General features: G+C 63.8%; 33 protein-coding genes. 5 read left to right on the forward strand and 28 right to left on the reverse strand.

Annotated features, from left to right (window positions below; all coding sequences use genetic code 11):
* Nucleotides 1–241, forward strand: a 241-nt coding sequence (locus tag VGC77_RS01465; protein ID WP_331169797.1) for an integrase core domain-containing protein, incomplete at its 5' end; no start/stop codon positions are given.
* Here VGC77_RS01465 and VGC77_RS01470 read toward each other — a convergent pair.
* Both VGC77_RS01470 and VGC77_RS01475 read right to left on the reverse strand, forming a co-directional pair.
* On the reverse strand, nucleotides 238–792 hold the full coding sequence (locus VGC77_RS01470; protein WP_331169798.1) for an ActR/PrrA/RegA family redox response regulator transcription factor: 555 nt from the start codon (nucleotides 790–792) through the stop codon (nucleotides 238–240). The genes VGC77_RS01465 and VGC77_RS01470 overlap by 4 nt on opposite strands.
* Nucleotides 793–907: 115 nt before the next feature.
* Complete coding sequence (locus tag VGC77_RS01475) at nucleotides 908–2,236, reverse strand: ActS/PrrB/RegB family redox-sensitive histidine kinase (RefSeq protein WP_331169799.1); 1,329 nt, start codon at nucleotides 2,234–2,236, stop codon at nucleotides 908–910.
* Between the two features lie 320 nt (nucleotides 2,237–2,556).
* On the opposite strand from VGC77_RS01475, the gene VGC77_RS01480 reads away from it, so the two are divergent.
* The 4 genes from VGC77_RS01480 to VGC77_RS01495 all read left to right on the forward strand — a co-directional run bounded on the left by VGC77_RS01480 (nucleotide 2,557) and on the right by VGC77_RS01495 (nucleotide 6,709).
* Nucleotides 2,557–3,369: an ABC transporter ATP-binding protein gene (locus VGC77_RS01480; protein WP_331169800.1), complete on the forward strand. Its 813-nt coding sequence runs from the start codon at nucleotides 2,557–2,559 to the stop codon at nucleotides 3,367–3,369.
* A complete protein-coding gene (locus tag VGC77_RS01485) occupies nucleotides 3,366–4,181 on the forward strand; it encodes an ABC transporter permease (RefSeq protein WP_331169801.1) in 816 nt (271 codons plus the stop codon). Before VGC77_RS01480 ends, VGC77_RS01485 begins: the two co-directional genes overlap by 4 nt.
* Nucleotides 4,182–4,295: 114 nt before the next feature.
* Nucleotides 4,296–5,624, forward strand: coding sequence for a polyhydroxyalkanoate depolymerase (locus VGC77_RS01490; protein ID WP_331169802.1), 1,329 nt, complete (start codon nucleotides 4,296–4,298; stop codon nucleotides 5,622–5,624).
* Nucleotides 5,625–5,869: 245 nt separating this feature from the next.
* The gene (locus VGC77_RS01495; protein ID WP_331169803.1) at nucleotides 5,870–6,709 is read left to right on the forward strand and encodes a SprT family zinc-dependent metalloprotease; all 840 of its coding nucleotides are present in this window, start codon (nucleotides 5,870–5,872) and stop codon (nucleotides 6,707–6,709) included.
* Nucleotides 6,710–7,047: 338 nt separating this feature from the next.
* Here VGC77_RS01495 and VGC77_RS01500 read toward each other — a convergent pair whose 3' ends face one another.
* The 26 genes from VGC77_RS01500 to rplB all read right to left on the reverse strand — a co-directional run bounded on the left by VGC77_RS01500 (nucleotide 7,048) and on the right by rplB (nucleotide 21,630).
* Nucleotides 7,048–7,842 (reverse strand): SDR family oxidoreductase, encoded by a 795-nt coding sequence (locus VGC77_RS01500; protein WP_331169804.1) that lies wholly within the window; start codon nucleotides 7,840–7,842, stop codon nucleotides 7,048–7,050.
* A gap of 104 nt (nucleotides 7,843–7,946) precedes the next feature.
* Complete coding sequence (locus tag VGC77_RS01505; protein ID WP_331169805.1) at nucleotides 7,947–8,564, reverse strand: hypothetical protein; 618 nt, start codon at nucleotides 8,562–8,564, stop codon at nucleotides 7,947–7,949.
* 43 nt (nucleotides 8,565–8,607) lie between these two features.
* On the reverse strand, nucleotides 8,608–8,808 hold the full coding sequence (locus tag VGC77_RS01510; protein WP_331169806.1) for a hypothetical protein: 201 nt from the start codon (nucleotides 8,806–8,808) through the stop codon (nucleotides 8,608–8,610).
* A gap of 53 nt (nucleotides 8,809–8,861) precedes the next feature.
* Nucleotides 8,862–9,269, reverse strand: a complete 408-nt coding sequence (gene rplQ, locus VGC77_RS01515) for a 50S ribosomal protein L17 (protein ID WP_331169807.1) — start codon at nucleotides 9,267–9,269, stop codon at nucleotides 8,862–8,864.
* 148 nt (nucleotides 9,270–9,417) lie between these two features.
* The gene (locus tag VGC77_RS01520) at nucleotides 9,418–10,449 is read right to left on the reverse strand and encodes a DNA-directed RNA polymerase subunit alpha (RefSeq protein ID WP_331169808.1); all 1,032 of its coding nucleotides are present in this window, start codon (nucleotides 10,447–10,449) and stop codon (nucleotides 9,418–9,420) included.
* 95 nt (nucleotides 10,450–10,544) lie between these two features.
* On the reverse strand, nucleotides 10,545–10,934 hold the full coding sequence (gene rpsK / locus VGC77_RS01525) for a 30S ribosomal protein S11 (protein WP_331169809.1): 390 nt from the start codon (nucleotides 10,932–10,934) through the stop codon (nucleotides 10,545–10,547).
* 126 nt (nucleotides 10,935–11,060) lie between these two features.
* On the reverse strand, nucleotides 11,061–11,429 hold the full coding sequence (gene rpsM, locus VGC77_RS01530) for a 30S ribosomal protein S13 (RefSeq protein WP_184259595.1): 369 nt from the start codon (nucleotides 11,427–11,429) through the stop codon (nucleotides 11,061–11,063).
* Nucleotides 11,430–11,606: 177 nt separating this feature from the next.
* On the reverse strand, nucleotides 11,607–12,629 hold the full coding sequence (locus VGC77_RS01535; protein ID WP_331169810.1) for an adenylate kinase: 1,023 nt from the start codon (nucleotides 12,627–12,629) through the stop codon (nucleotides 11,607–11,609).
* Nucleotides 12,626–13,957: a preprotein translocase subunit SecY gene (secY, locus tag VGC77_RS01540; protein WP_331169811.1), complete on the reverse strand. Its 1,332-nt coding sequence runs from the start codon at nucleotides 13,955–13,957 to the stop codon at nucleotides 12,626–12,628. Before secY ends, VGC77_RS01535 begins: the two co-directional genes overlap by 4 nt.
* Nucleotides 13,958–14,101: 144 nt before the next feature.
* Nucleotides 14,102–14,590, reverse strand: a complete 489-nt coding sequence (gene rplO, locus VGC77_RS01545; RefSeq protein WP_331169812.1) for a 50S ribosomal protein L15 — start codon at nucleotides 14,588–14,590, stop codon at nucleotides 14,102–14,104.
* A gap of 12 nt (nucleotides 14,591–14,602) precedes the next feature.
* The gene (gene rpmD / locus VGC77_RS01550; protein ID WP_331169813.1) at nucleotides 14,603–14,797 is read right to left on the reverse strand and encodes a 50S ribosomal protein L30; all 195 of its coding nucleotides are present in this window, start codon (nucleotides 14,795–14,797) and stop codon (nucleotides 14,603–14,605) included.
* Between the two features lie 87 nt (nucleotides 14,798–14,884).
* Complete coding sequence (rpsE, locus tag VGC77_RS01555; RefSeq protein WP_011473858.1) at nucleotides 14,885–15,457, reverse strand: 30S ribosomal protein S5; 573 nt, start codon at nucleotides 15,455–15,457, stop codon at nucleotides 14,885–14,887.
* A 58-nt stretch (nucleotides 15,458–15,515) separates the two neighbouring features.
* Nucleotides 15,516–15,878, reverse strand: a complete 363-nt coding sequence (gene rplR, locus VGC77_RS01560; protein ID WP_011473859.1) for a 50S ribosomal protein L18 — start codon at nucleotides 15,876–15,878, stop codon at nucleotides 15,516–15,518.
* An 11-nt stretch (nucleotides 15,879–15,889) separates the two neighbouring features.
* Nucleotides 15,890–16,423: a 50S ribosomal protein L6 gene (rplF, locus tag VGC77_RS01565; protein ID WP_331169814.1), complete on the reverse strand. Its 534-nt coding sequence runs from the start codon at nucleotides 16,421–16,423 to the stop codon at nucleotides 15,890–15,892.
* Nucleotides 16,424–16,436: 13 nt separating this feature from the next.
* Entirely contained in the window at nucleotides 16,437–16,835 is a 399-nt protein-coding gene (gene rpsH / locus VGC77_RS01570; protein WP_044411664.1) for a 30S ribosomal protein S8, read from the reverse strand.
* A 10-nt stretch (nucleotides 16,836–16,845) separates the two neighbouring features.
* Nucleotides 16,846–17,151: a 30S ribosomal protein S14 gene (rpsN, locus tag VGC77_RS01575; RefSeq protein WP_011473862.1), complete on the reverse strand. Its 306-nt coding sequence runs from the start codon at nucleotides 17,149–17,151 to the stop codon at nucleotides 16,846–16,848.
* Between the two features lie 42 nt (nucleotides 17,152–17,193).
* A complete protein-coding gene (rplE, locus tag VGC77_RS01580; RefSeq protein ID WP_011473863.1) occupies nucleotides 17,194–17,751 on the reverse strand; it encodes a 50S ribosomal protein L5 in 558 nt (185 codons plus the stop codon).
* Nucleotides 17,744–18,058, reverse strand: coding sequence for a 50S ribosomal protein L24 (gene rplX, locus VGC77_RS01585; RefSeq protein WP_331169815.1), 315 nt, complete (start codon nucleotides 18,056–18,058; stop codon nucleotides 17,744–17,746). The genes rplE and rplX overlap by 8 nt, the downstream gene beginning before the upstream one ends.
* The gene (gene rplN, locus VGC77_RS01590; protein WP_011473865.1) at nucleotides 18,058–18,426 is read right to left on the reverse strand and encodes a 50S ribosomal protein L14; all 369 of its coding nucleotides are present in this window, start codon (nucleotides 18,424–18,426) and stop codon (nucleotides 18,058–18,060) included. The genes rplX and rplN overlap by 1 nt, the downstream gene beginning before the upstream one ends.
* A 38-nt stretch (nucleotides 18,427–18,464) precedes the next feature.
* On the reverse strand, nucleotides 18,465–18,713 hold the full coding sequence (gene rpsQ / locus VGC77_RS01595; protein ID WP_011473866.1) for a 30S ribosomal protein S17: 249 nt from the start codon (nucleotides 18,711–18,713) through the stop codon (nucleotides 18,465–18,467).
* A 9-nt stretch (nucleotides 18,714–18,722) separates the two neighbouring features.
* The gene (rpmC, locus tag VGC77_RS01600) at nucleotides 18,723–18,929 is read right to left on the reverse strand and encodes a 50S ribosomal protein L29 (protein ID WP_331169816.1); all 207 of its coding nucleotides are present in this window, start codon (nucleotides 18,927–18,929) and stop codon (nucleotides 18,723–18,725) included.
* A gap of 11 nt (nucleotides 18,930–18,940) precedes the next feature.
* Entirely contained in the window at nucleotides 18,941–19,354 is a 414-nt protein-coding gene (rplP, locus tag VGC77_RS01605) for a 50S ribosomal protein L16 (protein ID WP_331169817.1), read from the reverse strand.
* 32 nt (nucleotides 19,355–19,386) lie between these two features.
* Nucleotides 19,387–20,085: a 30S ribosomal protein S3 gene (gene rpsC / locus VGC77_RS01610; protein WP_011473869.1), complete on the reverse strand. Its 699-nt coding sequence runs from the start codon at nucleotides 20,083–20,085 to the stop codon at nucleotides 19,387–19,389.
* A gap of 23 nt (nucleotides 20,086–20,108) precedes the next feature.
* Nucleotides 20,109–20,495, reverse strand: a complete 387-nt coding sequence (gene rplV, locus VGC77_RS01615) for a 50S ribosomal protein L22 (RefSeq protein ID WP_331169818.1) — start codon at nucleotides 20,493–20,495, stop codon at nucleotides 20,109–20,111.
* A gap of 10 nt (nucleotides 20,496–20,505) precedes the next feature.
* A complete protein-coding gene (gene rpsS, locus VGC77_RS01620) occupies nucleotides 20,506–20,784 on the reverse strand; it encodes a 30S ribosomal protein S19 (protein WP_100417518.1) in 279 nt (92 codons plus the stop codon).
* Nucleotides 20,785–20,796: 12 nt separating this feature from the next.
* Nucleotides 20,797–21,630 (reverse strand): 50S ribosomal protein L2, encoded by an 834-nt coding sequence (gene rplB / locus VGC77_RS01625; RefSeq protein ID WP_331169819.1) that lies wholly within the window; start codon nucleotides 21,628–21,630, stop codon nucleotides 20,797–20,799.
* Nucleotides 21,631–21,643: the final 13 nt, after the last annotated feature.

Consider the following 21,643-nt stretch of genomic DNA (forward strand, 5'->3'; position numbering starts at 1 on the left):
GCATGTCCGCACCAGGCCCTATACGCCCAAGACCAACGGCAAGGCCGAGCGCTTCATCCAAAGCGCCCTCCGAGAATGGGCCTATGCAAAAGCCTATCCGACCTCACAACGCCGCGCCCTCGAACTGCCGGTCTGGCTGCACAGATACAACTGGCATCGCCCCCACGGCGGCATAAAATCACAAACACCCATCAGCCGACTCGCTCTGTTCGGGGACAACCTGTTGAGGCTCCACAGCTAGCGCGGCGCGCGCTTCGCCAAAATGCGCTGCAGGGTGCGGCGGTGCATGTTGAGCCGGCGCGCGGTTTCCGAGACGTTGCGGTTGCACATCTCGTAGATCCGCTGGATATGCTCCCAGCGCACCCGGTCGGCCGACATCGGATTTTGCGGCAGTTCGGATTTTTCGCTGCCCGAGGCGAGCAGGGCGGCGACCACGTCGTCGGCGTCCGCCGGCTTCGACAGATAGTCCACCGCGCCCATCTTCACCGCGGTCACTGCGGTGGCGATGTTGCCGTAGCCGGTCAGCACGATGGCGCGGGCGTCGGGGCGCTGCTGCTTCAGCGCGGCGACGACGTCGAGGCCGTTGCCGTCGCCGAGCCGCAGATCCACCACCGCGAAGGCCGGCGCCGCGCGGCCGATCTGCACCAGGCCCTCGGCGACGTTGTCGCAGGCGGTCACGGCGAAGCCGCGGGTCTCCATGGCGCGCGACAGCCGCTCGAGAAACGGCTTGTCGTCCTCCACGATCAGCAAAGAGCGATCGGCGTAGCCGGACAATTCGGGAATGGCGTTCACGGTTCGTGCATCTCCTGGCGGCCCTTCAACATATGGCGAGCCGCGCCGGCGCTGCCAAGCCCGTCGGCCGCGGATCGGGCCGGCGCGCTGCGCGACAAAAGCGCGCGACGCCGGCTCAGGCGTCGGCTTCGGCCTCCGCCGAGGGGTGGACGGTTTCGAAATCGGCGCGCGGCCAGACGATCTGCACCACCGCGCCGTGGTCGGGGAAGGTCTTGTTGCCGAACGAGACCTTGGCGCCGGTGCGCTCCAACAGGGTGCGGGCGATGAACACGCCGAGCCCGAGCCCGACATGTTCGCCCTGCGCCTCGGCGGCGCGGCGGCGCGACAGATACGGCTCGCCGATCCGCCGCAGCATGTCCGGCGCGATGCCGGGGCCGTCGTCGGAAATCACGATCTGCACCGTCTCGGCATTCCACCAGGCGTTGACCTCGACGGTGGCACGGGCGAAGTCGACGGCGTTCTCCAGAATGTTGCCGACGCCGTACAGAATCGCCGGATTGCGCATCACCACCGGCTCCCTGACCCCGGCGACCGCGATCCGCACCCGGATGTCGATGCCGAAATCGCGGTGCGGCGCCACCGCCTCCTCGATCAGCGTCGACAGCGGCATGCGGTCGAACGGCGCGCCGGAGGACGACAACTGGGTGATCTTGCCGAGGATGTCGCGGCAGCGCTGCGCCTGTTCGCGCAAGGTCTTGAGGTCGCCGGCGATCGGGCTGCCGGCGGGGACGCTGTGATCGAGTTCGCGCGCGATCAGGAAGATGGTCGACAGCGGCGTGCCGAGTTCGTGCGCGGCGGCGGCGGCGAGGCCGTCGAGCTGGGTCAGATGCTGCTCGCGGGTCAGCACCAGCTCGGTGGCCGACAGCGCGTCGGACAATTTGCGCGCCTCCTCGGTGACCTGGAAGGTGTAGAGGCTGGTGACGCCGATCGCCAGCAGGATCGAGAGCCAGACCCCCATCAGATAGATCTGCGGCAGCACCACCGGGTCCTCGGGGTCCCACGGCAGCGGCAGGTGGTAGAACAACAGCGCGCCGGCGCAGCCCGCCGCGAAGATGCCGAGCGCGATCGTCATCCTGGTCGGCAGCGCGGTGGCGGCGATCAGCACCGGGCCGAGGAACAGGAACGAAAACGGGTTCTGCAGCCCGCCGGTCAGAAACAACAGCCCGGCGAGTTCGGCGATGTTGAGCGCCAGCAATGCTGCTGCATGCAGCGGTTCCAGCCGCTGCATCGGATTGAAGGCGATCTGCAGCGCCAGATTGACGAGGCCCGACAGCGCGATGATGGCCAGGCAGGGCACCACCGGCAGCTCGAATTCGAGGCCGTGGGCGACCACGAAGACCGCGGCGAGCTGCCCTAGCGCCGCCAGCCAGCGCAGCCGCAGGATGGTATCGAGCCGGACGTGGCGGCGCGGATGGCGGAAATCGGCGGCTGCGGTATCGGTCATGCGGGAACACTAGCCGTGGCGCCGCGCGATCACAAACCGGATATGCCGTCATTCCGGGGCGGGAGGGCGACAGCCCGGGCGAACCCGGAATCTCGCAACTCGTAGGAGGGGCGATCCGCCGTAACGTGCGGCAAGATTCCTGGTTCGCTCGCAGCAAGCTGCTCGCGCCCCGGAATGACCCGGTGGTTTGTGGGCGAGCCGCTCGGGACCGGAGCCACCGCACGTCCGCGCGGTCAATCACCGCCGCGCCGCCGCGCGATCACAAATCCACGCCGCGCCGCATCTTGCGCTGGCGGCGCTGATGGCTCAGGAACGGCGGCATGACCCACAAAAGATCCGCCTCGCCGCAAGGCACCCCTGCGCCCGATCCGGACCACGCCGCGGCGATCGACGTTGCGCATCTGGTCAAGATCTACAAGACCGCCCGGGCGGTCGACGACGTCTCGTTCAGCATCGCGCGCGGCAGCATCACCGGGCTGCTCGGCGGCAACGGCGCCGGCAAGACCACCACCATCGCGATGATCATGGGGCTGGTGCTGCCGACCTCCGGTTCGGTGCGGGTGCTGGGCTACGCGATGCCGGCGCAAAGCGAGGACGTGCTCGGCCGGATGAATTTCGAAAGCCCCTATGTCGACATGCCGATGCGGCTGACGGTGCGGCAGAATCTGACGGTGTTCGGCAAGCTCTATGCGGTGCCGGACCTGCGCGAGCGGATCGCGCAGCTCGCCAGCGATCTCGATCTCAACGAGTTCCTCGATCGCGCCAACGGCAAGCTGTCGGCCGGGCAGAAGACGCGGGTGGCGCTGGCGAAAGCGCTGATCAACCGGCCCGACCTGCTGCTGCTCGACGAACCGACCGCCTCGCTCGATCCGGACACCGCCGACTGGGTGCGGCAGCGGCTGGAGGCCTATCGCAAGCAGCACGGCGCCACCATCCTCTTGGCCTCGCACAACATGCTGGAGGTCGAGCGGTTGTGCGACCGCGTCATCATCATGAAGCGAGGCCGCATCGAGGACGACGATAGCCCGGACGCCATCATGCAGCGCTACAATCGCGCCACGCTGGAAGAGGTGTTTCTCGACGTCGCCCGCGGCCGGGTGCAGGACGGGGTGTTGCAGGGCGAGGAATCATGAACGCCGTGGTCCATCGCGGCATCGCCGCCCACCGCATCGGCGCGATGATCCTGCGCTACTGGTATCTATTGCTGTCGTCATGGCCGCGGCTGTTGGAACTGGTGTATTGGCCGGCGCTGCAGATCGTCACCTGGGGCTTCCTGCAGAACTACATCTCGCAGAATGCCGGGTTCTTCGCCCAGGCCGGCGGCACGCTGATCGGCGCGGTGATCCTGTGGGACATCCTGTTCCGCGGCCAGCTCGGCTTTTCGATCTCGTTCCTGGAAGAGATGTGGGCGCGCAATCTCGGCAATCTGATGATGAGCCCGCTGAAGCCGATCGAATTCCTGATCGCCTTGATGCTGATGAGCCTGATCCGGCTGGCGATCGGCATCGTGCCGATGCTGGCGCTCGCCACCCTGATGTTCGACTTCAACCTGTTCGGCTTCGGGCTGCCGCTGGTGGCGTTCTTCTGCAACCTGATCTTCACCGGCTGGGCGCTCGGTATCTTCGTCTCCGGGCTGGTGCTGCGCAACGGGCTCGGCGCCGAAAGCATCGTCTGGACCGTGATGTTCGGGCTGATGCCGCTGGCCTGCGTGTACTATCCGGTTACGGTGTTGCCACATTGGCTGCAGTTGGTGGCATGGATGTTGCCACCGACCTATGTGTTCGAAGGCATGCGGGCGCTGTTGATCGAGCATGTCTTTCGCGCCGATCTGATGATTTCCGCGTTGCTGATCAATGCGGTGCTGTTCGCGGCGTCATTTGCGAGCTTCCTGTGGCTGCTCAACAGCGCGCGGCGGTATGGCTCGCTGATCCAGGGTGGTGAGTAATTCTACCGGGCGCGCGCGGCGGAACCTGATCTTGCCCAATCAAGGAACTGCGCATTGACGCTGTGCTGCGCAATCGCCACTATGCCGCGCTGGAACCGGATGTAGAGGGACGCGATGCCGAACGTCATTGGTGAATTTGGCCGCCCGCCGGAGCTGCCGGCCGAAGTCAGTCCGGCGCTGACCACGCCGATGTACTGGTTCTACGAGCTGGCGCATGCCTCGCTCAATCCGGCGCGGGCGCTCGGCGACGTCACCAAGATCATGTTCCAGAATCCGCTCAATCCGTGGACCCATACCGAGCTCGGCAAATCGATCGCCGCGGCCTGCGAAGTGTTCGAGCGCACCACGCGGCGCTACGCTAAGCCGGAATGGGGCCTCGACTCTACCGAAGTGCTGGGCGTGCGGACCCCGATCGCGATCGAGCCGGTGTGGGAGAAGCCGTTCTGCCGGCTGTTGCATTTCAACCGCCTGCACGAGCGGCCGCTGCGTCACGCGCAGCCGCGGGTGCTGATCGTGGCGCCGATGTCCGGCCACTACGCCACTCTGCTGCGCGGCACCGTGGAGGCGTTTCTGCCGACCCACGACGTCTACATCACCGACTGGTCCGACGCCCGCATGGTGCCGCTCGCCGACGGCCGCTTCGATCTCGACGACTATGTCGATTACGTCATCGAGATGCTGCAGCACCTCGGCGGCAACGTGCACGTGATCGCGGTGTGCCAGCCCTCGGTGCCGGTTTTGGCCGCGGTGTCGGTGATGGAAGCCGCGCATGATCCGTTCGTGCCGCTGTCGATGACGCTGATGGGCGGGCCGATCGACACCCGCAGCAATCCGACCGCGGTCAACAATCTGGCGGCGGAACGCGGCATCGACTGGTTTCGCAACCATGTCATCACCAAGGTTCCGTTCCCGCATCCCGGGGTGATGCGCGACGTCTATCCGGGATTCCTGCAGCTCAACGGCTTCATCAGCATGAATCTCGACCGCCACATGGACGCCCACAAGAACCTGTTCAATCATCTGGTGCAGGGCGACGGCGACCTCGCCGACAAGCACCGCGACTTCTACGACGAATATCTCGCGGTGATGGATCTGACCGCGGAATATTATCTGCAGACCGTCGACGTGGTGTTCGTCAAGCACGCGTTGCCGAAGGGCGAGATGATGCACCGGGGCAAGCGGGTCGATCCGGGCAAGATCACCCGCACCGCGCTGATGACGGTGGAAGGCGAGAACGACGACATCTCCGGGCTCGGCCAGACCGAGGCGACGCATCGGCTGTGCACCGCGATCCCGAACGAACGGCGGGTGCACTACGTGCAGAAGGGCGTCGGCCATTACGGCGTGTTCAACGGCTCGCGTTTCCGCTCCGAAATCGTGCCGCGGATTTCCGACTTCATGGTGTCGGCGGCCAATGCCAAGCCGGCCAACGCCGCGGAGTAGCACTGCTACGCGTGACGCCGCGCGCCAGCGCAGCGATGCGGCGTGCGCGGTGTGGACGGTGATTCGGCGTCGAGCAAGTTAAGCTGCTGATATCGCCGCGAGAATGCAGAAAACCGGGCCAGTTATACAATTGGCCGGAGATTCATTACTTCAGCCCGAAAAACCATTTTTTGAATCCAGGATCAGGTGTTCCGGGCCCCTTTTGGTAGGGGTGCCATAAGCCGGCTCAGCTGTATATTGGGCAAATGATTTGTTTTTGCGCCGAGCGCTTCCAATGGCGGCGGATATGGCAGAATCCGGGGGAATTCTCCCTGTTCGGATCTGCAGAAATGGCCTTTCGCGCACTCCTTTATCGGCGTCCCGCCGAGCCCCAATCCATTGCCGTCAAGTTCGGCTCCCAGATTTTCGCCATCCGGCTGCGACGTCACCGGCGCGCGCGACGTTACACCTTGCGGATTCATCCGAGCGATCGCGAAGCGATCCTGACCATGCCGCCGCGCGGCACGCTGGTCGACGCCAAGGAATTCGCGCAGCGTCACGGCGCCTGGATCGCGGCGCGTCTTGGCCGGCTGCCGAAGGCGGCGCCGTTTCATCCCGGAACTCTGGTGCCGTTGCGCGGCACCGACCATAAGATCGTGCACCGCGCCGGCGTCCGCGGCACGGTGTGGGTAGAGACCCGCGAGTCCGGCGAGCGCATCATCTGCGTCGCCGGCGAACCCGAACACATCGATCGAAGGGTGCATGACTTTCTCAAACGCGAGGCGCGCCGCGATCTGTCCAAGGCGGCGCAGCATTATGCCGAGCTGCTCGGCGTCAAGGTAAAGCGGATCTCGATCCGCGACCAGTCCAGCCGCTGGGGCTCCTGCACCTCGGCGGGGTCGCTGTCGTTTTCCTGGCGGCTCATTCTGGCGCCGCCCTATGTGCTGGATTACCTCGCGGCGCACGAGGTCGGGCATCTGGTGGAGATGAACCACTCGGCGAAGTTCTGGCGGGTGGTCGGCAAGGTCTGTCCGCAGATGGAGCGCGCCAAGAAGTGGCTCGACGGCTTCGGCAACGACCTGCATCGCTACGGCATCACGGATTGAGGGCGGTGGCGCCGCGGCGCTGCCGATGGTCCGTGGGTTGCGCGACTGTGCCGGTGGCTTCCCCCTCCCCGACCCTCCCCCGCAAGCGGGAGAGGGAGTCCGGCTGCCAATGCGGCGGCGGGCGCGGACAAACTCAACGTCAGCGACGCTGATCAATCGCTTGCAACCCCTCTGGCCTGCTGATCCCGTTGTCTCTCCTCCCGTTACTTCGCCGCTGAACCAGCCCCGACGGCAGCGAGCCCCTCTCCCGCTTGCGGGGGAGGGTTGGGGTGGGGGCAGCGAATCGCAGGAGCGCCCTGCCTCGATTGTGCCGCCCGTCCCGCGGGTCTCCGGCTCTGCTACGCAATCGTCTGCAGCAGCCCGCCCTCGACGCGCAGCGCGGCGCCGTTGGTGGCGGAGGCCTCTTTGGAGCTGACATAGACCACCATGTTGGCGACCTCCTCGACGCTGGCGAAGCGCTGGATCAGCGAGCCCGGCCGGTGCTGCTTGATGAAGTTCGCCGCGGCTTCCTTCTCGGATTCGCCGTTCTGCCTGGCGAGATCAGCGACGAAGGTCTGCACGCCCTCCGACATCGTCGGCCCCGGCAGCACGGCGTTGACGGTGACCGCGGTGCCGCGGGTCATCTCGGCGAGCCCGCGCGAAATCGACAGCTGCGCGGTCTTGGTCATGCCGTAGTGGATCATCTCCTTCGGAATCATGATCGCGGATTCCGAGGCGATGAAGACGATGCGGCCCCAGTTGCGGCTCAGCATCGCCGGCATGTAGGCGCGCGACAGCCTGATCCCGCTCATCACGTTGACGTCGAAGAACCGCTCCCAGTCCTCGTCGGGAATGTCGAAGAAGCCTTTCGGCTCGAAGATCCCGGCATTGTTGATCAGGATGTCGACGTCGGGATAGGCGGTGACCAGCGCGTCGCAGCCATCCGCGGTGGAAACGTCGGCGGCGACCCCGATGATCTTGCCGCCGGCGGCGACCTTGCCGATCGCTTCGACCGCGGCGTCGACCTTGCCCTGGCTGCGGCCGTTGACCACCACATTGGCGCCGGCGGCGGCGAGCCCCTTGGCGATGGCGTGGCCGATGCCGGCGGTGGAGCCGGTGACCAGCGCGGTCTTGCCGGAAAGATCGATCTTCATCTGCTGTCTCCTTGGTTGATGACGCAGATATCGGGTGCGGGGGGCCGCGGCGCAATTGCGGTGCGCGCGAGAAATATCGGCGGCGCCGGAATGGCCGGCAAACGTTATCTCACCAGCGACAACACCGGCGCATTCCATTCCGGCTTGGTCATGTCGTAGAATAGCGTGCGGTAGATCAAATAAAGCGCATGCGGCGACACATTCTTGTGCCTCAGCAGCGTAGCAATATCGAATTTCAGATTTCTGGCCAGGTGCAATTCCTGCAGCCGATGTCCAATGTGATCCGTGCTATCGATGAGATCCTTGTACTCAAAATACACACACAGACGCAGCCCCACCAGAAACGCGCAGACCTCGTTGACCGCCAGGAGGAATCTGTCCTGCTCTGCGGTGGGATGCTGGGCCGAATGGCGCTCTGACCAGCCGACCACCATTCTGCGGCGCAGCCAATATGCGAGGAAACCCGCCTGCTTGAAATGATCCGGGATGGTGTCGCCAAGAATATCAATGCGGCCGGTATCGCGCTTCCACAACAGCCGCACCTCTTCGAGACGCGTCGGGGAAATTCTGATTTCGCACGAATGTCGCTTGGCGATGTCGTCGTACTGGAATGCCAGGCAGCTTGCGAACCACTGCCGCGCATCCAGCGGATCGGCAAAACCGTCGCCACGGAAGCGCTCAAAGATATCCGGCCGATAAAGCGTAATAAAATCGTCCGCCACAGCGCATACTTCAAAACGACGACGCTTCGAATTATCAGTAGGTCTAGGAATTATCTGCCGGAGCGACCGTCCCGATGCGGTTTGCCAATTCGCTCTCGGCGTCCGAGAGCGCCCGGCTCGGTCGGTAAAGATTATTTCCGCCGTAGGACGGCACCCTGGCCTTTTCGTCGAGGGCCTCTATCCCCGAATCTCGATCATCCACAAACAGATGATCGAGCTTACCGTCGACTGTTATCTTTCGCATGAGAAACTCCTCAAAAGAATTTCTACGAAGATATTCTAGCCGATTCTCGGCGCTTACGCCGCCTTGTCGTCGGCCTGGCCGGAGTCGAGGCCCTTGGCGTTCTCGTCGCGGTCGACGAATTCGATCACCGCCATCGGCGCGTTGTCGCCGTAGCGGAAGCCGGCCTTGATGATGCGGGTGTAGCCGCCCTGGCGGTCGGCGTAGCGCTTGGCCAGCACGTCGAACAGCTTCTTGACCTGATCCTGGTCCTTCATCTCGCTGATCGCCTGGCGGCGCAGCGCCAGCCCGCCCTTCTTGCCGAGCGTGACCAGTTTCTCCACGATCGGGCGGAGCTCCTTGGCCTTCGGCAGCGTGGTGACGATCTGCTCGTGCTTGATCAGCGACGCGCACATATTGGCGAACATCGCCTTGCGATGCTCGGCGGTGCGGTTGAGCTTCCGATGAACCTTGCCGTGACGCATGATAAAATCCTCAAATTTCAAACTGTCGCGACGGTTCGTCGGACTTTTTGCTCAGGTGGGCTGCCTGCGTTCGCCCGGGGAAGCGAGTAGTGAGTGGCGAATAGCGAATGGTCCAATTTCCATTCGCTACTCGCCATTCGCCATTCGCTCAGTAGTGGTCTTCGAAGCGCTTGGCCAGTTCGTCGATGTTTTCCGGCGGCCAGCCCGGCACTTCCATGCCGAGATGCAGCCCCATCTGGGCCAGCACTTCCTTGATCTCGTTCAGCGACTTGCGGCCGAAGTTCGGGGTGCGCAGCATTTCCGCTTCCGACTTCTGCACCAGGTCGCCGATATAGACGATGTTGTCGTTCTTCAGGCAGTTCGCCGAACGCACCGACAATTCCAACTCGTCGACCTTCTTGAGGAACGCCGGATTGAACGCCAGATCCGGGATGATCTCCTGGGTGACTTCCTTGCGCGGCTCTTCGAAGTTGACGAACACGTTGAGCTGATCCTGCAGGATGCGCGCGGCATAGGCCACCGCGTCGTCCGGCGAAATCGCGCCGTTGGTCTCGATCGTCATGGTCAGCTTGTCGTAGTCGAGGATCTGGCCCTCGCGGGTGTTCTCGACCTTGTAGGACACCTTGCGCACCGGGGAGAACAAGCTGTCGACCGGGATCAGCCCGATCGGCGCGTCCTCGGGACGGTTGCGCTCGGCGGCGACGTAGCCCTTGCCGCCGGACACGGTGAATTCCATGCGGATCTCGGCGCCCTCGTCCAGCGTGCAGATCTGCAGATCCGGGTTCAGCACCACGACGTCGCCGACGGTCTGGATGTCGCCGGCGGTGACGGTGCCGGGGCCTTGCTTCTTCACGACCATGCGCTTGGGGCCTTCGCCCTGCATCTTGATCGAGATGTCCTTGACGTTCAGCACGATGTCGGTGACGTCTTCGCGCACCCCGGCGATCGAGGAGAACTCATGCAGCACGCCGTCGATGTGAACCGACTGCACCGCGGCACCCTGCAGCGATGACAGCAGCACGCGCCGCAGCGCGTTGCCGAGCGTCTGGCCGAAGCCGCGCTCGAGCGGTTCGGCCACCAGCGTCGCAAAACGCGTCGGGTCGGAGCCCGGCGTGACCACGAGCTTGTTCGGCCGAATCAGTTCTTGCCAATTTTTCTGGATCGTCACTGTTTCACCCATGCCAATGAAAATCTCTGGCGTTGGAGATCGCGGAGCAGTCCGCGCGATAGCATCAAAACGAAACGCCGGCGGCCGGGCCGCCGGCGGTTGAAATATCAGACCCGCCGACGCTTGCGCGGGCGGCAACCATTGTGCGGGATCGTGGTCACGTCGCGGATCGAGGTGACGGTGAAGCCCGCGGCCTGCAACGCGCGCAGCGCCGATTCACGGCCCGAACCCGGACCCGCGACCTCGACTTCCAGGGTGCGCATGCCGTGTTCCTGCGCCTTCTTGGAGACGTCTTCGGCCGCAACCTGCGCCGCATAGGGGGTCGACTTGCGCGAGCCCTTGAAGCCCATCGTGCCGGCCGACGACCAGGCAATGGTGTTGCCCTGCGCGTCGGTAATAGTGATGGTGGTGTTGTTGAACGACGAATTGACGTGCGCGATGCCGGAGGCGATGTTCTTGCGCTCGCGACGGCGGACGCGGGTGGCTTCCTTGCTCATTCTCTACCTTTCCACAGATCTCAACGCCGCCGTCATGCCAGCGGCTACACCGAAAATGCCAATGGCGAATAGCGAATGGCGAATAGAATTCTATTCGCTATTCGCCACTCGCTATTCGCAGAAAACTTACTTCTTCTTGCCGGCGATCGACTTCGCCGGACCCTTGCGGGTGCGCGCGTTGGTATGGGTGCGCTGACCACGTACCGGCAGACCGCGGCGATGCCGCAGGCCGCGGTAGCAGCCCAGATCCATCAGCCGCTTGATATTCATGCCGGTCTCGCGACGAAGATCGCCCTCGACCATGTAGTCGCGGTCGATCACTTCGCGGATCTGCAAGACTTCCTGGTCGCTCAGCTGGTTGACGCGCTTGTCAACCGCGATCTTGACCTTGTCCAGGATGTCGGCCGCGTTCTTCTGGCCGATGCCATGGATATACTGCAGCGCGATCAGGACGCGCTTGTTGGTCGGAATGTTCACGCCGGCTATACGGGCCACAGACTTCTCTCCTGTCGCCGGCCATCTCGACCGGCTGTTCTTTCGCTAACTCGGGCGGTTGTTCACCAACGGCGAACACGACGCCCTCCCCTCTGGTCTCTTGGGGCCCGGCATCGTCCGAAAATCCGACGGAATGGGGCCTTATTAAAGGACTCGAGTCGGTTTCGTCAACCGACTCTAGACCTTAGCTCGCCGTTTCGTGACCTTTTTGGCCGTTTTACCGGCCGCCTTTCGCGACGTTGCCTTGGCGACCTTGGCGGCCTTGCCCGGCTTGGAAGCCGGCTTTTTCGCCTTGGCGGCGGGCTTTTTAGCCTTGCTCGCGGGCTTTTTGGCCTTGGCAGCGGTGCTCTTGGCCGCTGCCTTGGTGGTCTGCTTCGCAACCTTCTTGGGCGCCTTCGACTTCGCAGCCTTCTTGGTCACCTTAGCGGCCTTTTTCGCCGCGGCCTTCTTGGTCACCTTGGCGGCCTTCTTGGCCGCCGGCTTCGCCGCCGATTCGGTGGCCTTGCCGGACGCCTTGCTGGAAGACGCCTTGCGGCCCTTGCCGACCGCCTTCGAGGCCCGCCGCGCGGATTTCGCCGCCGCAGCCTTGGCCACCGTCTTCTTGGCGTCGGCGCTGCGGATCGCCGCCAGCACCCGGTCGATTTCCTTGGTGACCTCTTCGATGGTCATCATGCCGTCGACGGTGAGTAGCTTGCGCTGCTCGGAGTAATAATGGATCAAGGGCTCGGTCTGGCTGCGATAGCTGGCCAGCCGCTTCGACAGCACCTCGGGCGTATCGTCGGCCCGCACCGCTTCGCCGCGCGCCTGCATTTCCGCGACCCGGGTCTCGACCCGCGCCAGCAGCGCGCCCTCATTGACCCGCAATTCGATCACGGCATCGAGCTTCACCTGCTTGGCCTTGAGCAGCAGGTCGAGCGCCTCGGCCTGCGGCACGGTGCGCGGAAAGCCGTCGAGGATGAAGCCGTTGGCGGCGTCCGGCTGATCCAGCCGATCCGAGATGATGCCGACCACCACGTCGTCGGGCACCAGCGCGCCGCTCGCCATGATGTCCTTGGCCTTCAACCCGATCGGGGTCTCCGCCTTGACCGCGGCGCGCAGCATGTCGCCGGTGGAGAGTTGAACGATGCCGTAACGCTGAACCAGCCGAAGTGCCTGCGTTCCCTTGCCCGCCCCTGGCGGCCCGAGAAGGATCAGTCTCATTTGCGGCGGCCCCTTAGTTTCGACTTCCGGATCAGTCCTTCGTACTGATGCGCCAACAGATAGCCCTGCACTTGGGCCACCGTATCCATGGTCACGCTGACCACGATCAACAGCGAGGTGCCGCCGAAGTAGAACGGCACCGCGGCGTAGGAGATCAGGATCTCAGGAATGAGGCACACCACCGCGAGATAGGCCGCGCCCAGCACGGTGATCCGCGACAGCACGAAATCGATGTATTCCGCGGTGCGCTCGCCGGGACGAATGCCGGGGATGAAGCCGCCATGCTTCTTCAGATTGTCCGCGGTCTCGGTCGGGTTGAACACGATCGCGGTGTAGAAGAACGCGAAGAACACGATCATGCCGATGTAGAACAATAGGAACAACGGCCGGCCGTGGCCGAGCTGCGTGGTGATCCACTGGAACCATTCCGGGCCCTTGCCGGCGTTGAAATTCGCCACCGTGGCGGGCAGCAGCAACAGCGACGAGGCGAAGATCGGCGGGATCACGCCGGAGGTGTTGAGCTTCAAGGGCAGATGCGAGGACTGGCCCTCGAACATCTTGTTGCCGACCTGGCGCTTCGGATACTGGATCAACAGCCGGCGCTGCGCCCGCTCCATGAACACGATGAAGGCGATCACGACCACGGCCATCACCAGCACCACCAGGATGATGCCGGTCGACAGCGCGCCCTGGCGGCCCAATTCCAACATCCCGGCCAGCGCCGAGGGCAGTTCGGCGACGATGCCGGCGAGAATGATCAGCGAAATGCCGTTGCCGATGCCACGCGAGGTGATCTGCTCGCCGAGCCACATCAGAAACATCGTGCCGCCGGTCAGCGTCACCGCGGTCGACAGCAGGAAGAACAGCCCGGGATCGCTGACCACGTTGCCGGCGCCCTGCAGGCCGACGGCGATGCCGTAGGACTGGAACGCGGCGAGCACCACGGTGAGATAGCGGGTGTATTGATTGATGGTCTTTCGGCCGGACTCGCCCTCTTTCTTCAAGGCTTCGAGCTGCGGCGACACCGTGGTCAGCAGCTGAATGATGATCGAGGCGGAGATGTAGGGCATGATGTTGAGGGCAAAAATCGCCATGCGATTGATGCCGCCGCCCGCGAACATGTTGAACATGCCGAGGATGCCGCCGGCCTGCGACTTGAACACCTGGTCCCAGATGTGCGGATCGATGCCCGGCAGCGGAATGTAGGTCCCCAGCCGATACACCAGCAGCGCACCGAGGGTGAACCAGATGCGCTTCTTCAACTCCTCGGCCTTGCCGAGCGCCGAGAAGTTGAGATTGGCTGCAAGTTGTTCCGCTGCAGAGACCATGTTCGGCTTTCTCCTGCGCCGCTCGCACCGTCATGCCCGTCCGGGCATGCGGTTGACGCCGGACATCAAATTGGGGCGCGCCTTGCGAAAAATCCACCGTCCCGGCGTTGCCGCCGCCGCTTTGCCAAGCGGATGACGCGGATGTTACGCGGCCTCGCCCTCGTCCTTCTTCGCCGGCGCCAGGATCTTCACGCTGCCGCCAGCCTTCTCGACCGCCTCGATCGCCGACTTGGTGGCGCCGTGCACTTCGATGGTCAGCTTGGCCTTCAGCTCGCCGCGACCGAGCAGCCGCACGCCGTCCTTGGCGCGCCGCAGCACGCCGGAAGCCACCAACGTCTCGGCGTTGATCACCCCCGACCCGTCGATGGTCTTGGCGTCGATGGCTTCCTGCAGCCGGTCGAGGTTGATCTCGGCGAAGTCGAGCCGGAAGATGTTGTTGAAGCCGCGCTTCGGCAACCGCCGATGCAGCGGCATCTGGCCGCCTTCGAAGCCCTTGATGCGCACGCCGGAGCGCGCGGTCTGACCCTTGCCGCCACGGCCAGCGGTCTTGCCCTTGCCGGAACCGATGCCACGGCCGACGCGCATACGCTTCTTGCGCGAGCCGGCATTGTCGGCGATATCGCTGAGCTTCATCGCCCTGTCTCCTTATTTCTCGTCGACGATGCGAACGAGGTGCTGAACCTTGGTGATCATGCCGCGAACTTCAGGGGTGTCCTGCAGTTCGGCGACGCGACCGATCTTATTGAGATTGAGGCCGATCAGCGTCGCGCGCTGCGAATGATGGCGGCGAATAGCGCTGCCGATCTGTTCGACCGTGATTGTCTTTGCGGCGTTGGCCATCGTCATCAACTCCAGATCGCATCTTGTCGAGCTTGGCACGAGCGGCCCGGAGCAACCGTAGCGGTTTCTCCGGATCGTGCCACGTTGTTATTCGGCGACCACTTCGGCGTCGCCACCGACACGGCGCGACTGCAGGGTGGAGACCTTGAGGTTGCGGCGCGCCGCAACCGAGCGCGGCGAGTCCTGGTGCTTCAGCGCGTCGAAGGTGGCGCGAACCATGTTGTAGGGGTTCGAGGAGCCGATCGACTTCGCCACCACGTCCTGGATGCCGAGGGTTTCGAACACCGCACGCATCGGGCCGCCAGCGATGATGCCGGTACCGGCCGGCGCCGCACGCAGATAGACCCGACCCGCACCGTGGCGGCCGGCGATATCGTGATGCAGCGTACGACCTTCGCGCAACGGCACGCGGGTCAGGTTGCGCTTCGCGGACTCGGTCGCCTTGCGGATCGCTTCCGGCACTTCGCGCGCCTTGCCGTGACCGAAACCGACCCTGCCCTTCTGATCGCCGATCACGACCAGCGCGGCGAAGCCGAACCGCTTGCCGCCCTTGACGACCTTCGCAACCCGGTTGATGTGGACGAGCTTGTCGACGAATTCACTGTCGCGCTCTTCCCGGGGGCCCCGGTGGCCTCCACCGCGTTCGCGTTCACCTGCCATGGTGTTTTCCAATCCTTGAGAGGCTTGCGCCCCCGACCTCGTGTCCGTTATCCAAAACTTAGAAGCTCAGTCCGCTCTCGCGCGCCGCATCCGCGAGCGCCTTGATGCGCCCGTGATACAGATAGCCGCCGCGATCGAACACCACTTCGGTGACGCCGTTCTTCACCGCGCGTTCCGCCAGCAGCTTGCCGACCGCCTTGGCGGCGTCGATATTGGCGCCGGTGTTGCCGGTATCGCGCATCGCCTTCTCCAGCGACGACGCCGACGCCAAGGTCTCGCCCTTGAGGTCGTCGATGACCTGCGCGTAGATGTGCTTCGACGAGCGGAACACCGACAGCCGCGGCCGGCCATTGGCGATCCGGCGCAACGACAGCCTCACGCGTTGCTTGCGCCGGGCATTCGTAATCTTGAGTTTCGACATGACCGGCTCCGTTACTTCTTCTTGCCTTCCTTGCGGAAGATAAACTCGTCGGAATAACGCACGCCCTTGCCCTTGTAGGGCTCCGGCGGACGATAGCTGCGGATCTCCGCGGCCACCTGACCGACGCGCTGCGAATCATTGCCCGAGATGTTGATCTCGGTCGGCTTCGGCACCGTAATGGTGATGCCGTCCGGAATGTCGTAAACCACATCGTGGCTGTAGCCGAGCGCGAGCTGCAGCTTCTTGCCCTGCAATGCTGCGCGATAGCCGACGCCGGTGATATCGAGCTTCCTCTCGAAGCCCTTTGTGACGCCTTCGAGCAGGTTCGCGACCTGGGCCCGCGCGGTGCCGTACAGCGCTCGCGCCCGGTTGGTCTCGACCCGCGGCTTCACCGTGACCGAGCCGTTCTCGAACTTCACTTCGACGTCGTCGTGCACGATGAACTGAAGCTGACCCTTCGGTCCCTTCATCGTGACGGTCTGTCCCTGGACGCTCGCGGTTACTCCCGAGGGGACCACGACGGGCTTTTTGCCAACACGTGACATGGCTAATCCTTCCTCAGAACACCGTGAAGAGAACTTCACCGCCCACGTTCGCGTCACGCGCTTCGTGGTCGGCCATGATTCCCTTGGGCGTCGACAAAACCGAAATTCCGAGGCCGTTGTTCACGCGCGGCAGGTTCTTCACCGACGCGTAGACCCGACGTCCCGGCTTCGACACCCGCTCGATTTCGCGGATCACCGGCTCGCCGTCGAAATATTTCAGCTCGATCTCGAGCTCGCTGCGGCCAGACGCGTGCTCGACGCTGGCGTAGCCGCGGATGTAGCCTTCGCTCTTCAGAACTTCGAGAACGTTGGCGCGCATCTTCGAGCCCGGGGTCGACACCTTGGACTTGGCGCGCATCTGCGCGTTGCGGATACGGGTGATCAGATCGCTGATTGGATCGTGCGTTGACATGCCCGCCCCCTTACCAACTGGACTTCACGAGACCCGGGACCAGGCCCCGGGACCCGAGATCGCGGATCGCGATACGGCTGAGCTTGTTCTTGCGATACACCGAACGCGCGCGGCCGGTGATCTCGCAACGGTTGCGGATCCGCGTCGCCGACGAATTGCGGGGCATCTCGGACAATTTCAGCGTCGCCGCGAAACGCTCTTCCATCGGCTTCGACTTGTCGGCGATGATCGCCTTCAGCTTCGCCCGCTTCGGCGCCGCGTTCTTGGTCAACCGCTTGCGCCGGTTATTCTTCTCGATCGAACTTTTCTTCGCCATGCTTGGCTCCTGAGTTACCGCGTTTGAGAGCTTTTCAGCGTCTCACTGCCGGAACGGGAAATTGAAAGCGGTCAACAACGCGCGGGCTTCGTCGTCGGTACGCGCCGTGGTGCAAACCGTGACGTCCATACCCCACGTCTCCCCCATCTTGTCGAAGTCGATTTCGGGGAAAATGATGTGCTCTTTGATGCCGAGCGAGTAGTTGCCGCGGCCGTCAAAGCTCTTCGGGTTCAGGCCGCGGAAATCTCGCACGCGCGGCAGCGCGACGTTGATCAGCCGGTCGATGAACTCGTACATCTTGGCCTTGCGCAGCGTCACCTTGGCGCCGATCGGCTGGTTTTCACGCAGCTTGAAGGTGGCGATGGCGACCCGCGAATAGGTCACGATCGGCTTCTGGCCGGCGATCAGCGCGAGGTCGGCGGCCGCCGTCTCGGCCTTCTTGCGGTCGTTGACGGCCTCGCCGATGCCCATGTTGAGCACCACCTTGTCGAGCCTGGGCACCTGCATCACATTGGCATAACCGAATTGTTCGGTCAGCTTGCCGCGGATTTCCCGGTCGAACTGCTCGCGTAAACGCGGAACGTATGCGGTCTCAGCCATCGATCTCTGCTCCCGAGCGTTTGGCGATGCGTACCTTCTTGCCATCCGCCTGAATCTTGAAGCCAACGCGGGTCGGCTTGCCGTCCTTGCCGACGATTGCGATGTTGGACAGGTGGATCGCCGCCTCTTTCGAGATGATGCCACCTTCCTGGGTCTGGGTCTGCTTCTGGTGACGCTTCATCAGGTTGACGCCACGAACCAGCGCCTTGTTCTCGGTGGGACGCACCTCGAACACTTCGCCGGTGCGACCCTTGTCGCGACCGTTCAGCACGATAACCTTGTCACCCTTCCGGATCTTGGCAGCCATCACAGCACCTCCGGCGCGAGCGAAATGATCTTCATGTGGTTCTTGGCGCGCAGTTCGCGCGGCACCGGCCCGAAAATACGGGTGCCGACCGGCTCCGACTGATTGTTGATCAGCACCGCGGCGTTGCGGTCGAACCGGATCACCGAACCGTCGGCGCGGCGGATGTCCTTGCGGACCCGCACCACCACGGCTTTCATCACGTCGCCCTTCTTCACCTTCCCGCGCGGGATGGCTTCCTTGATCGACACGACAATGACATCGCCAACGGTGGCATACCGGCGCTTGGAACCCCCAAGCACCTTGATGCACATAACACGGCGTGCGCCGGAATTATCGGCCACGTCGAGGTTGGTCTGCATCTGAATCATTGATGCACCTCGTCCTCTCTCTGATGCGCAACAAGCGCTTAGGCGGTTTTCTTCTGTTCGCCCCGGACCACGGTCCAGCGCTTCAGCTTCGAGATCGGCTTGCTCTCCTCGATCCACACCACATCGCCCGGCTTGAACTCGTTGTTCTCGTCATGGGCGTGGTAGTTCTTGGAACGGCGGATCGTCTTCTTGTAGATCGGGTGGGTGAAGCGGCGGTCGACGCGCACCACAACCGTCTTGGCTTGCTTGTCGCTGACGACCACGCCCTGCAGCGTACGTTTTGGCATGTCGGCCCCTTATTTCTTCGCGTCGCGCTTTTGCGCGGCGATGGTCTTGATGCGTGCGATGTCGCGGCGGGCCTCGCGCAGCCGCGAGGTGTTCTCGAGCTGCCCGGTGGCGCGCTGGAAGCGCAGATTGAAACGTTCCTTCTTCAGATCGGCGACGGCGTCGTCCATCTGGTCAGGGCTCATCGCGCGGATATCGGCGGTCTTCATCTCGGCCATCACCTGAATCCTTACTCCGCAATGCGCGCAACGAAGCGCGTCTTGATCGGCAATTTGGCGGCGGCGAGCGTCAGCGCCTCCTTGGCGATCTGAACGTTGACGCCGTCGATCTCGAAGATCACCCGGCCGGGCTTGACGCGGGCGACCCACAATTCCGGGGTGCCCTTGCCGGAGCCCATGCGGACTTCGGCGGGCTTCTTCGACACCGGCACGTCCGGGAAGATCCGGATCCAGACCCGGCCGGCGCGCTTCATGTGGCGGGTCAGCGCACGACGGGCGGCTTCGATCTGCCGGGCGGTGATCCGCTCGGGCGCCATCGCCTTGAGGCCGAACTGGCCGAACGACAACGTCGCACCCGAGGTCGCCACGCCGTGAATGCGGCCCTTATGCGCCTTGCGGAACTTCGTCTTCTTTGGTTGCATCATGGCTTACGCCCTCAAACCTTCTATCAGACCGATCAAGCGGCGTCGCGGCGCGGCCGGGAATTGTCGCCTTCGGCCATCCGCTTGTCCTGCGCCATCGGGTCGTGCTCGAGGATCTCGCCCTTGAAGATCCAGACCTTGACGCCGCAGGTGCCGAACGTGGTGAACGCGGTGGCGACACCGTAGTCGATGTCGGCGCGCAGCGTGTGCAGCGGCACCCGACCTTCACGGTACCACTCCATGCGGGCGATTTCCGCGCCGCCGAGACGGCCCGAACAATTGATCCGGATGCCTTCGGCGCCCAGACGCATCGCCGACTGCACCGCGCGCTTCATGGCGCGACGGAACGCAACGCGGCGCTCGAGCTGCTGGGCGATCGATTCGGCGACCAGCGTGGCGTCGAGCTCCGGCTTGCGGATTTCGACGATGTTGATCACCACGTCGGAGGCGGTGATGTCGGCAACCTTCTTGCGAAGCTTGTCGATGTCGGCGCCCTTCTTGCCGATCACCACGCCCGGACGCGCCGAGTGGATCGTGACGCGGCACTTCTTGTGCGGGCGCTCGATCACGATGCGCGCCACCGCGGCCTGCTTCAATTCCTTGTGCAGGATCTCACGGATCTTGACGTCTTCGTGCAACAGTTTGCCGTACTCGTTCTTGCCGGCGTACCAACGGGAATCCCACGTCCGGTTGATGCCGAGGCGCAGCCCGATTGGATTGATCTTCTGACCCATCGAAAGTCTCCCGCGCCCTGGCTTTAAGCGCTTGCTTCGGCTTCGACCTGACGAACAACGATCGTCAGCTGCGCGAACGGTTTAAGAATACGGCCCGAACGGCCACGGCCGCGCGGTGCGAAACGCTTCATCACGATGCCCTTGCCGACATGCGCTTCGGAAACGATCAGCGCGTCGACGTCGAGGTCGTGATTGTTCTCGGCATTCGCGATCGCCGATTCGAGGCACTTCTTAACATCGACCGCGATCCGCTTGCGCGAAAACTGCAGGTCGGCGAGCGCAGCCGAAGCCTTCCGGCCGCGAATCAGCTGCGCGACGAGATTCAACTTCTGCGGGCTGACCCGAAGCATCCGGGCGATCGCCTTGGCCTCGTTATCGGGGAGGCTCCGTTCGCGCTTTAGTTTGCTCATAACTAGATCCTCAAGCCTTCTTGGCTTTCTTGTCGCCCGAATGGCCGTGGAAGGTCCGGGTCGGCGAGAACTCGCCGAACTTGTGCCCGACCATTTCCTCGTTGACCGAAACCGGAACGTGCTTCTGGCCGTTATAGACCCCGAACACCAGGCCGACGAATTGCGGAAGGATCGTCGACCGACGGCTCCAGATCTTGATCACGTCGTGCCGGCCCGAGGAGCGAGCGGCATCCGCCTTCTTCAAAAGCGAGCCCTCGACGAACGGGCCTTTCCAGACTGAGCGAACCATGTCCGGCTATCCTTACTTCTTCCGCTTGTGGCGGCTGATGAGAATGAACTTGTTGGTCGACTTGTTCGACCGCGTCTTCTTGCCCTTGGTCGGCTTGCCCCACGGGGTCACCGGATGGCGGCCGCCCGAGGTGCGGCCTTCGCCGCCGCCGTGCGGATGGTCGACCGGGTTCATGGTGACGCCGCGGTTATGCGGCTTGCGGCCGAGCCAGCGGGCGCGACCGGCCTTGCCGATCGAGATGTTCATGTGGTCGGGGTTCGACACCGCACCGATCGTCGCGGTGCAGCGGCCGTGAACCAGGCGCTGCTCGCCGGAATTCAAGCGAACGATGACGTAGTCGTGGTCGCGGCCGACCAGCTGGGCGTAGGTGCCCGCCGAGCGCGCGATCTGCCCGCCCTTGCCGATCTTCAGTTCGACGTTGTGGACGATGGTGCCGATCGGCATGTTGCCGAGCGGCATCACGTTGCCCGGCTTGACGTCGACATAGGCGCCGGCAACCACGGTGTCACCGACCGCCAGGCGCTGAGGCGCCAGGATATAGGCCTGGGTGCCGTCGCTGTACTTGATCAGCGCGATGAACGCGGTGCGGTTCGGATCGTATTCCAGCCGCTCCACCACCGCCGGCATGTCGACCTTGGTGCGCTTGAAGTCGACGATCCGGTAGGTCTGCTTGTGACCACCGCCGCGGAACCGGACCACGATGCGGCCGGTGTTGTTGCGGCCGCCCGCCGAATGCTTGCCCTCGGTCAGCGACTTGACCGGCTTGCCCTTGTAGAGCGCCGAACGATCGACCATCACCAGCTGGCGCTGGCCCGGCGTCGTCGGATTGAATTTTTTCAGTGCCATCGTCGTATCCGCC

The sequence above is a fragment of the Rhodopseudomonas sp. genome (genome assembly GCF_036404135.1).
Taxonomy (GTDB): Bacteria; Pseudomonadota; Alphaproteobacteria; order Rhizobiales; family Xanthobacteraceae; genus Rhodopseudomonas_A.

Coding starts and splice junctions, on each gene's coding strand:
- VGC77_RS01475 (WP_331169799.1), bottom strand. CDS start 2,236: ATGACCGATACCGCAGCCGCCGATTTCCGCCATCCGCGCCGCCACGTC.
- VGC77_RS01480 (WP_331169800.1), top strand. CDS start 2,557: ATGACCCACAAAAGATCCGCCTCGCCGCAAGGCACCCCTGCGCCCGAT.
- VGC77_RS01485 (WP_331169801.1), top strand. CDS start 3,366: ATGAACGCCGTGGTCCATCGCGGCATCGCCGCCCACCGCATCGGCGCG.
- VGC77_RS01490 (WP_331169802.1), top strand. CDS start 4,296: ATGCCGAACGTCATTGGTGAATTTGGCCGCCCGCCGGAGCTGCCGGCC.
- VGC77_RS01495 (WP_331169803.1), top strand. CDS start 5,870: ATGATTTGTTTTTGCGCCGAGCGCTTCCAATGGCGGCGGATATGGCAG.
- VGC77_RS01500 (WP_331169804.1), bottom strand. CDS start 7,842: ATGAAGATCGATCTTTCCGGCAAGACCGCGCTGGTCACCGGCTCCACC.
- VGC77_RS01510 (WP_331169806.1), bottom strand. CDS start 8,808: ATGCGAAAGATAACAGTCGACGGTAAGCTCGATCATCTGTTTGTGGAT.
- rplQ (WP_331169807.1), bottom strand. CDS start 9,269: ATGCGTCACGGCAAGGTTCATCGGAAGCTCAACCGCACCGCCGAGCAT.
- VGC77_RS01520 (WP_331169808.1), bottom strand. CDS start 10,449: ATGGGTGAAACAGTGACGATCCAGAAAAATTGGCAAGAACTGATTCGG.
- rpsK (WP_331169809.1), bottom strand. CDS start 10,934: ATGAGCAAGGAAGCCACCCGCGTCCGCCGTCGCGAGCGCAAGAACATC.
- VGC77_RS01535 (WP_331169810.1), bottom strand. CDS start 12,629: ATGAGACTGATCCTTCTCGGGCCGCCAGGGGCGGGCAAGGGAACGCAG.
- secY (WP_331169811.1), bottom strand. CDS start 13,957: ATGGTCTCTGCAGCGGAACAACTTGCAGCCAATCTCAACTTCTCGGCG.
- rplO (WP_331169812.1), bottom strand. CDS start 14,590: ATGAAGCTCAGCGATATCGCCGACAATGCCGGCTCGCGCAAGAAGCGT.
- rpmD (WP_331169813.1), bottom strand. CDS start 14,797: ATGGCCAACGCCGCAAAGACAATCACGGTCGAACAGATCGGCAGCGCT.
- rpsE (WP_011473858.1), bottom strand. CDS start 15,457: ATGGCAGGTGAACGCGAACGCGGTGGAGGCCACCGGGGCCCCCGGGAA.
- rplR (WP_011473859.1), bottom strand. CDS start 15,878: ATGTCGAAACTCAAGATTACGAATGCCCGGCGCAAGCAACGCGTGAGG.
- rplF (WP_331169814.1), bottom strand. CDS start 16,423: ATGTCACGTGTTGGCAAAAAGCCCGTCGTGGTCCCCTCGGGAGTAACC.
- rpsH (WP_044411664.1), bottom strand. CDS start 16,835: ATGTCAACGCACGATCCAATCAGCGATCTGATCACCCGTATCCGCAAC.
- rpsN (WP_011473862.1), bottom strand. CDS start 17,151: ATGGCGAAGAAAAGTTCGATCGAGAAGAATAACCGGCGCAAGCGGTTG.
- rplE (WP_011473863.1), bottom strand. CDS start 17,751: ATGGCTGAGACCGCATACGTTCCGCGTTTACGCGAGCAGTTCGACCGG.
- rplX (WP_331169815.1), bottom strand. CDS start 18,058: ATGGCTGCCAAGATCCGGAAGGGTGACAAGGTTATCGTGCTGAACGGT.
- rplN (WP_011473865.1), bottom strand. CDS start 18,426: ATGATTCAGATGCAGACCAACCTCGACGTGGCCGATAATTCCGGCGCA.
- rpsQ (WP_011473866.1), bottom strand. CDS start 18,713: ATGCCAAAACGTACGCTGCAGGGCGTGGTCGTCAGCGACAAGCAAGCC.
- rpmC (WP_331169816.1), bottom strand. CDS start 18,929: ATGGCCGAGATGAAGACCGCCGATATCCGCGCGATGAGCCCTGACCAG.
- rplP (WP_331169817.1), bottom strand. CDS start 19,354: ATGATGCAACCAAAGAAGACGAAGTTCCGCAAGGCGCATAAGGGCCGC.
- rpsC (WP_011473869.1), bottom strand. CDS start 20,085: ATGGGTCAGAAGATCAATCCAATCGGGCTGCGCCTCGGCATCAACCGG.
- rplV (WP_331169818.1), bottom strand. CDS start 20,495: ATGAGCAAACTAAAGCGCGAACGGAGCCTCCCCGATAACGAGGCCAAG.
- rpsS (WP_100417518.1), bottom strand. CDS start 20,784: ATGGTTCGCTCAGTCTGGAAAGGCCCGTTCGTCGAGGGCTCGCTTTTG.
- rplB (WP_331169819.1), bottom strand. CDS start 21,630: ATGGCACTGAAAAAATTCAATCCGACGACGCCGGGCCAGCGCCAGCTG.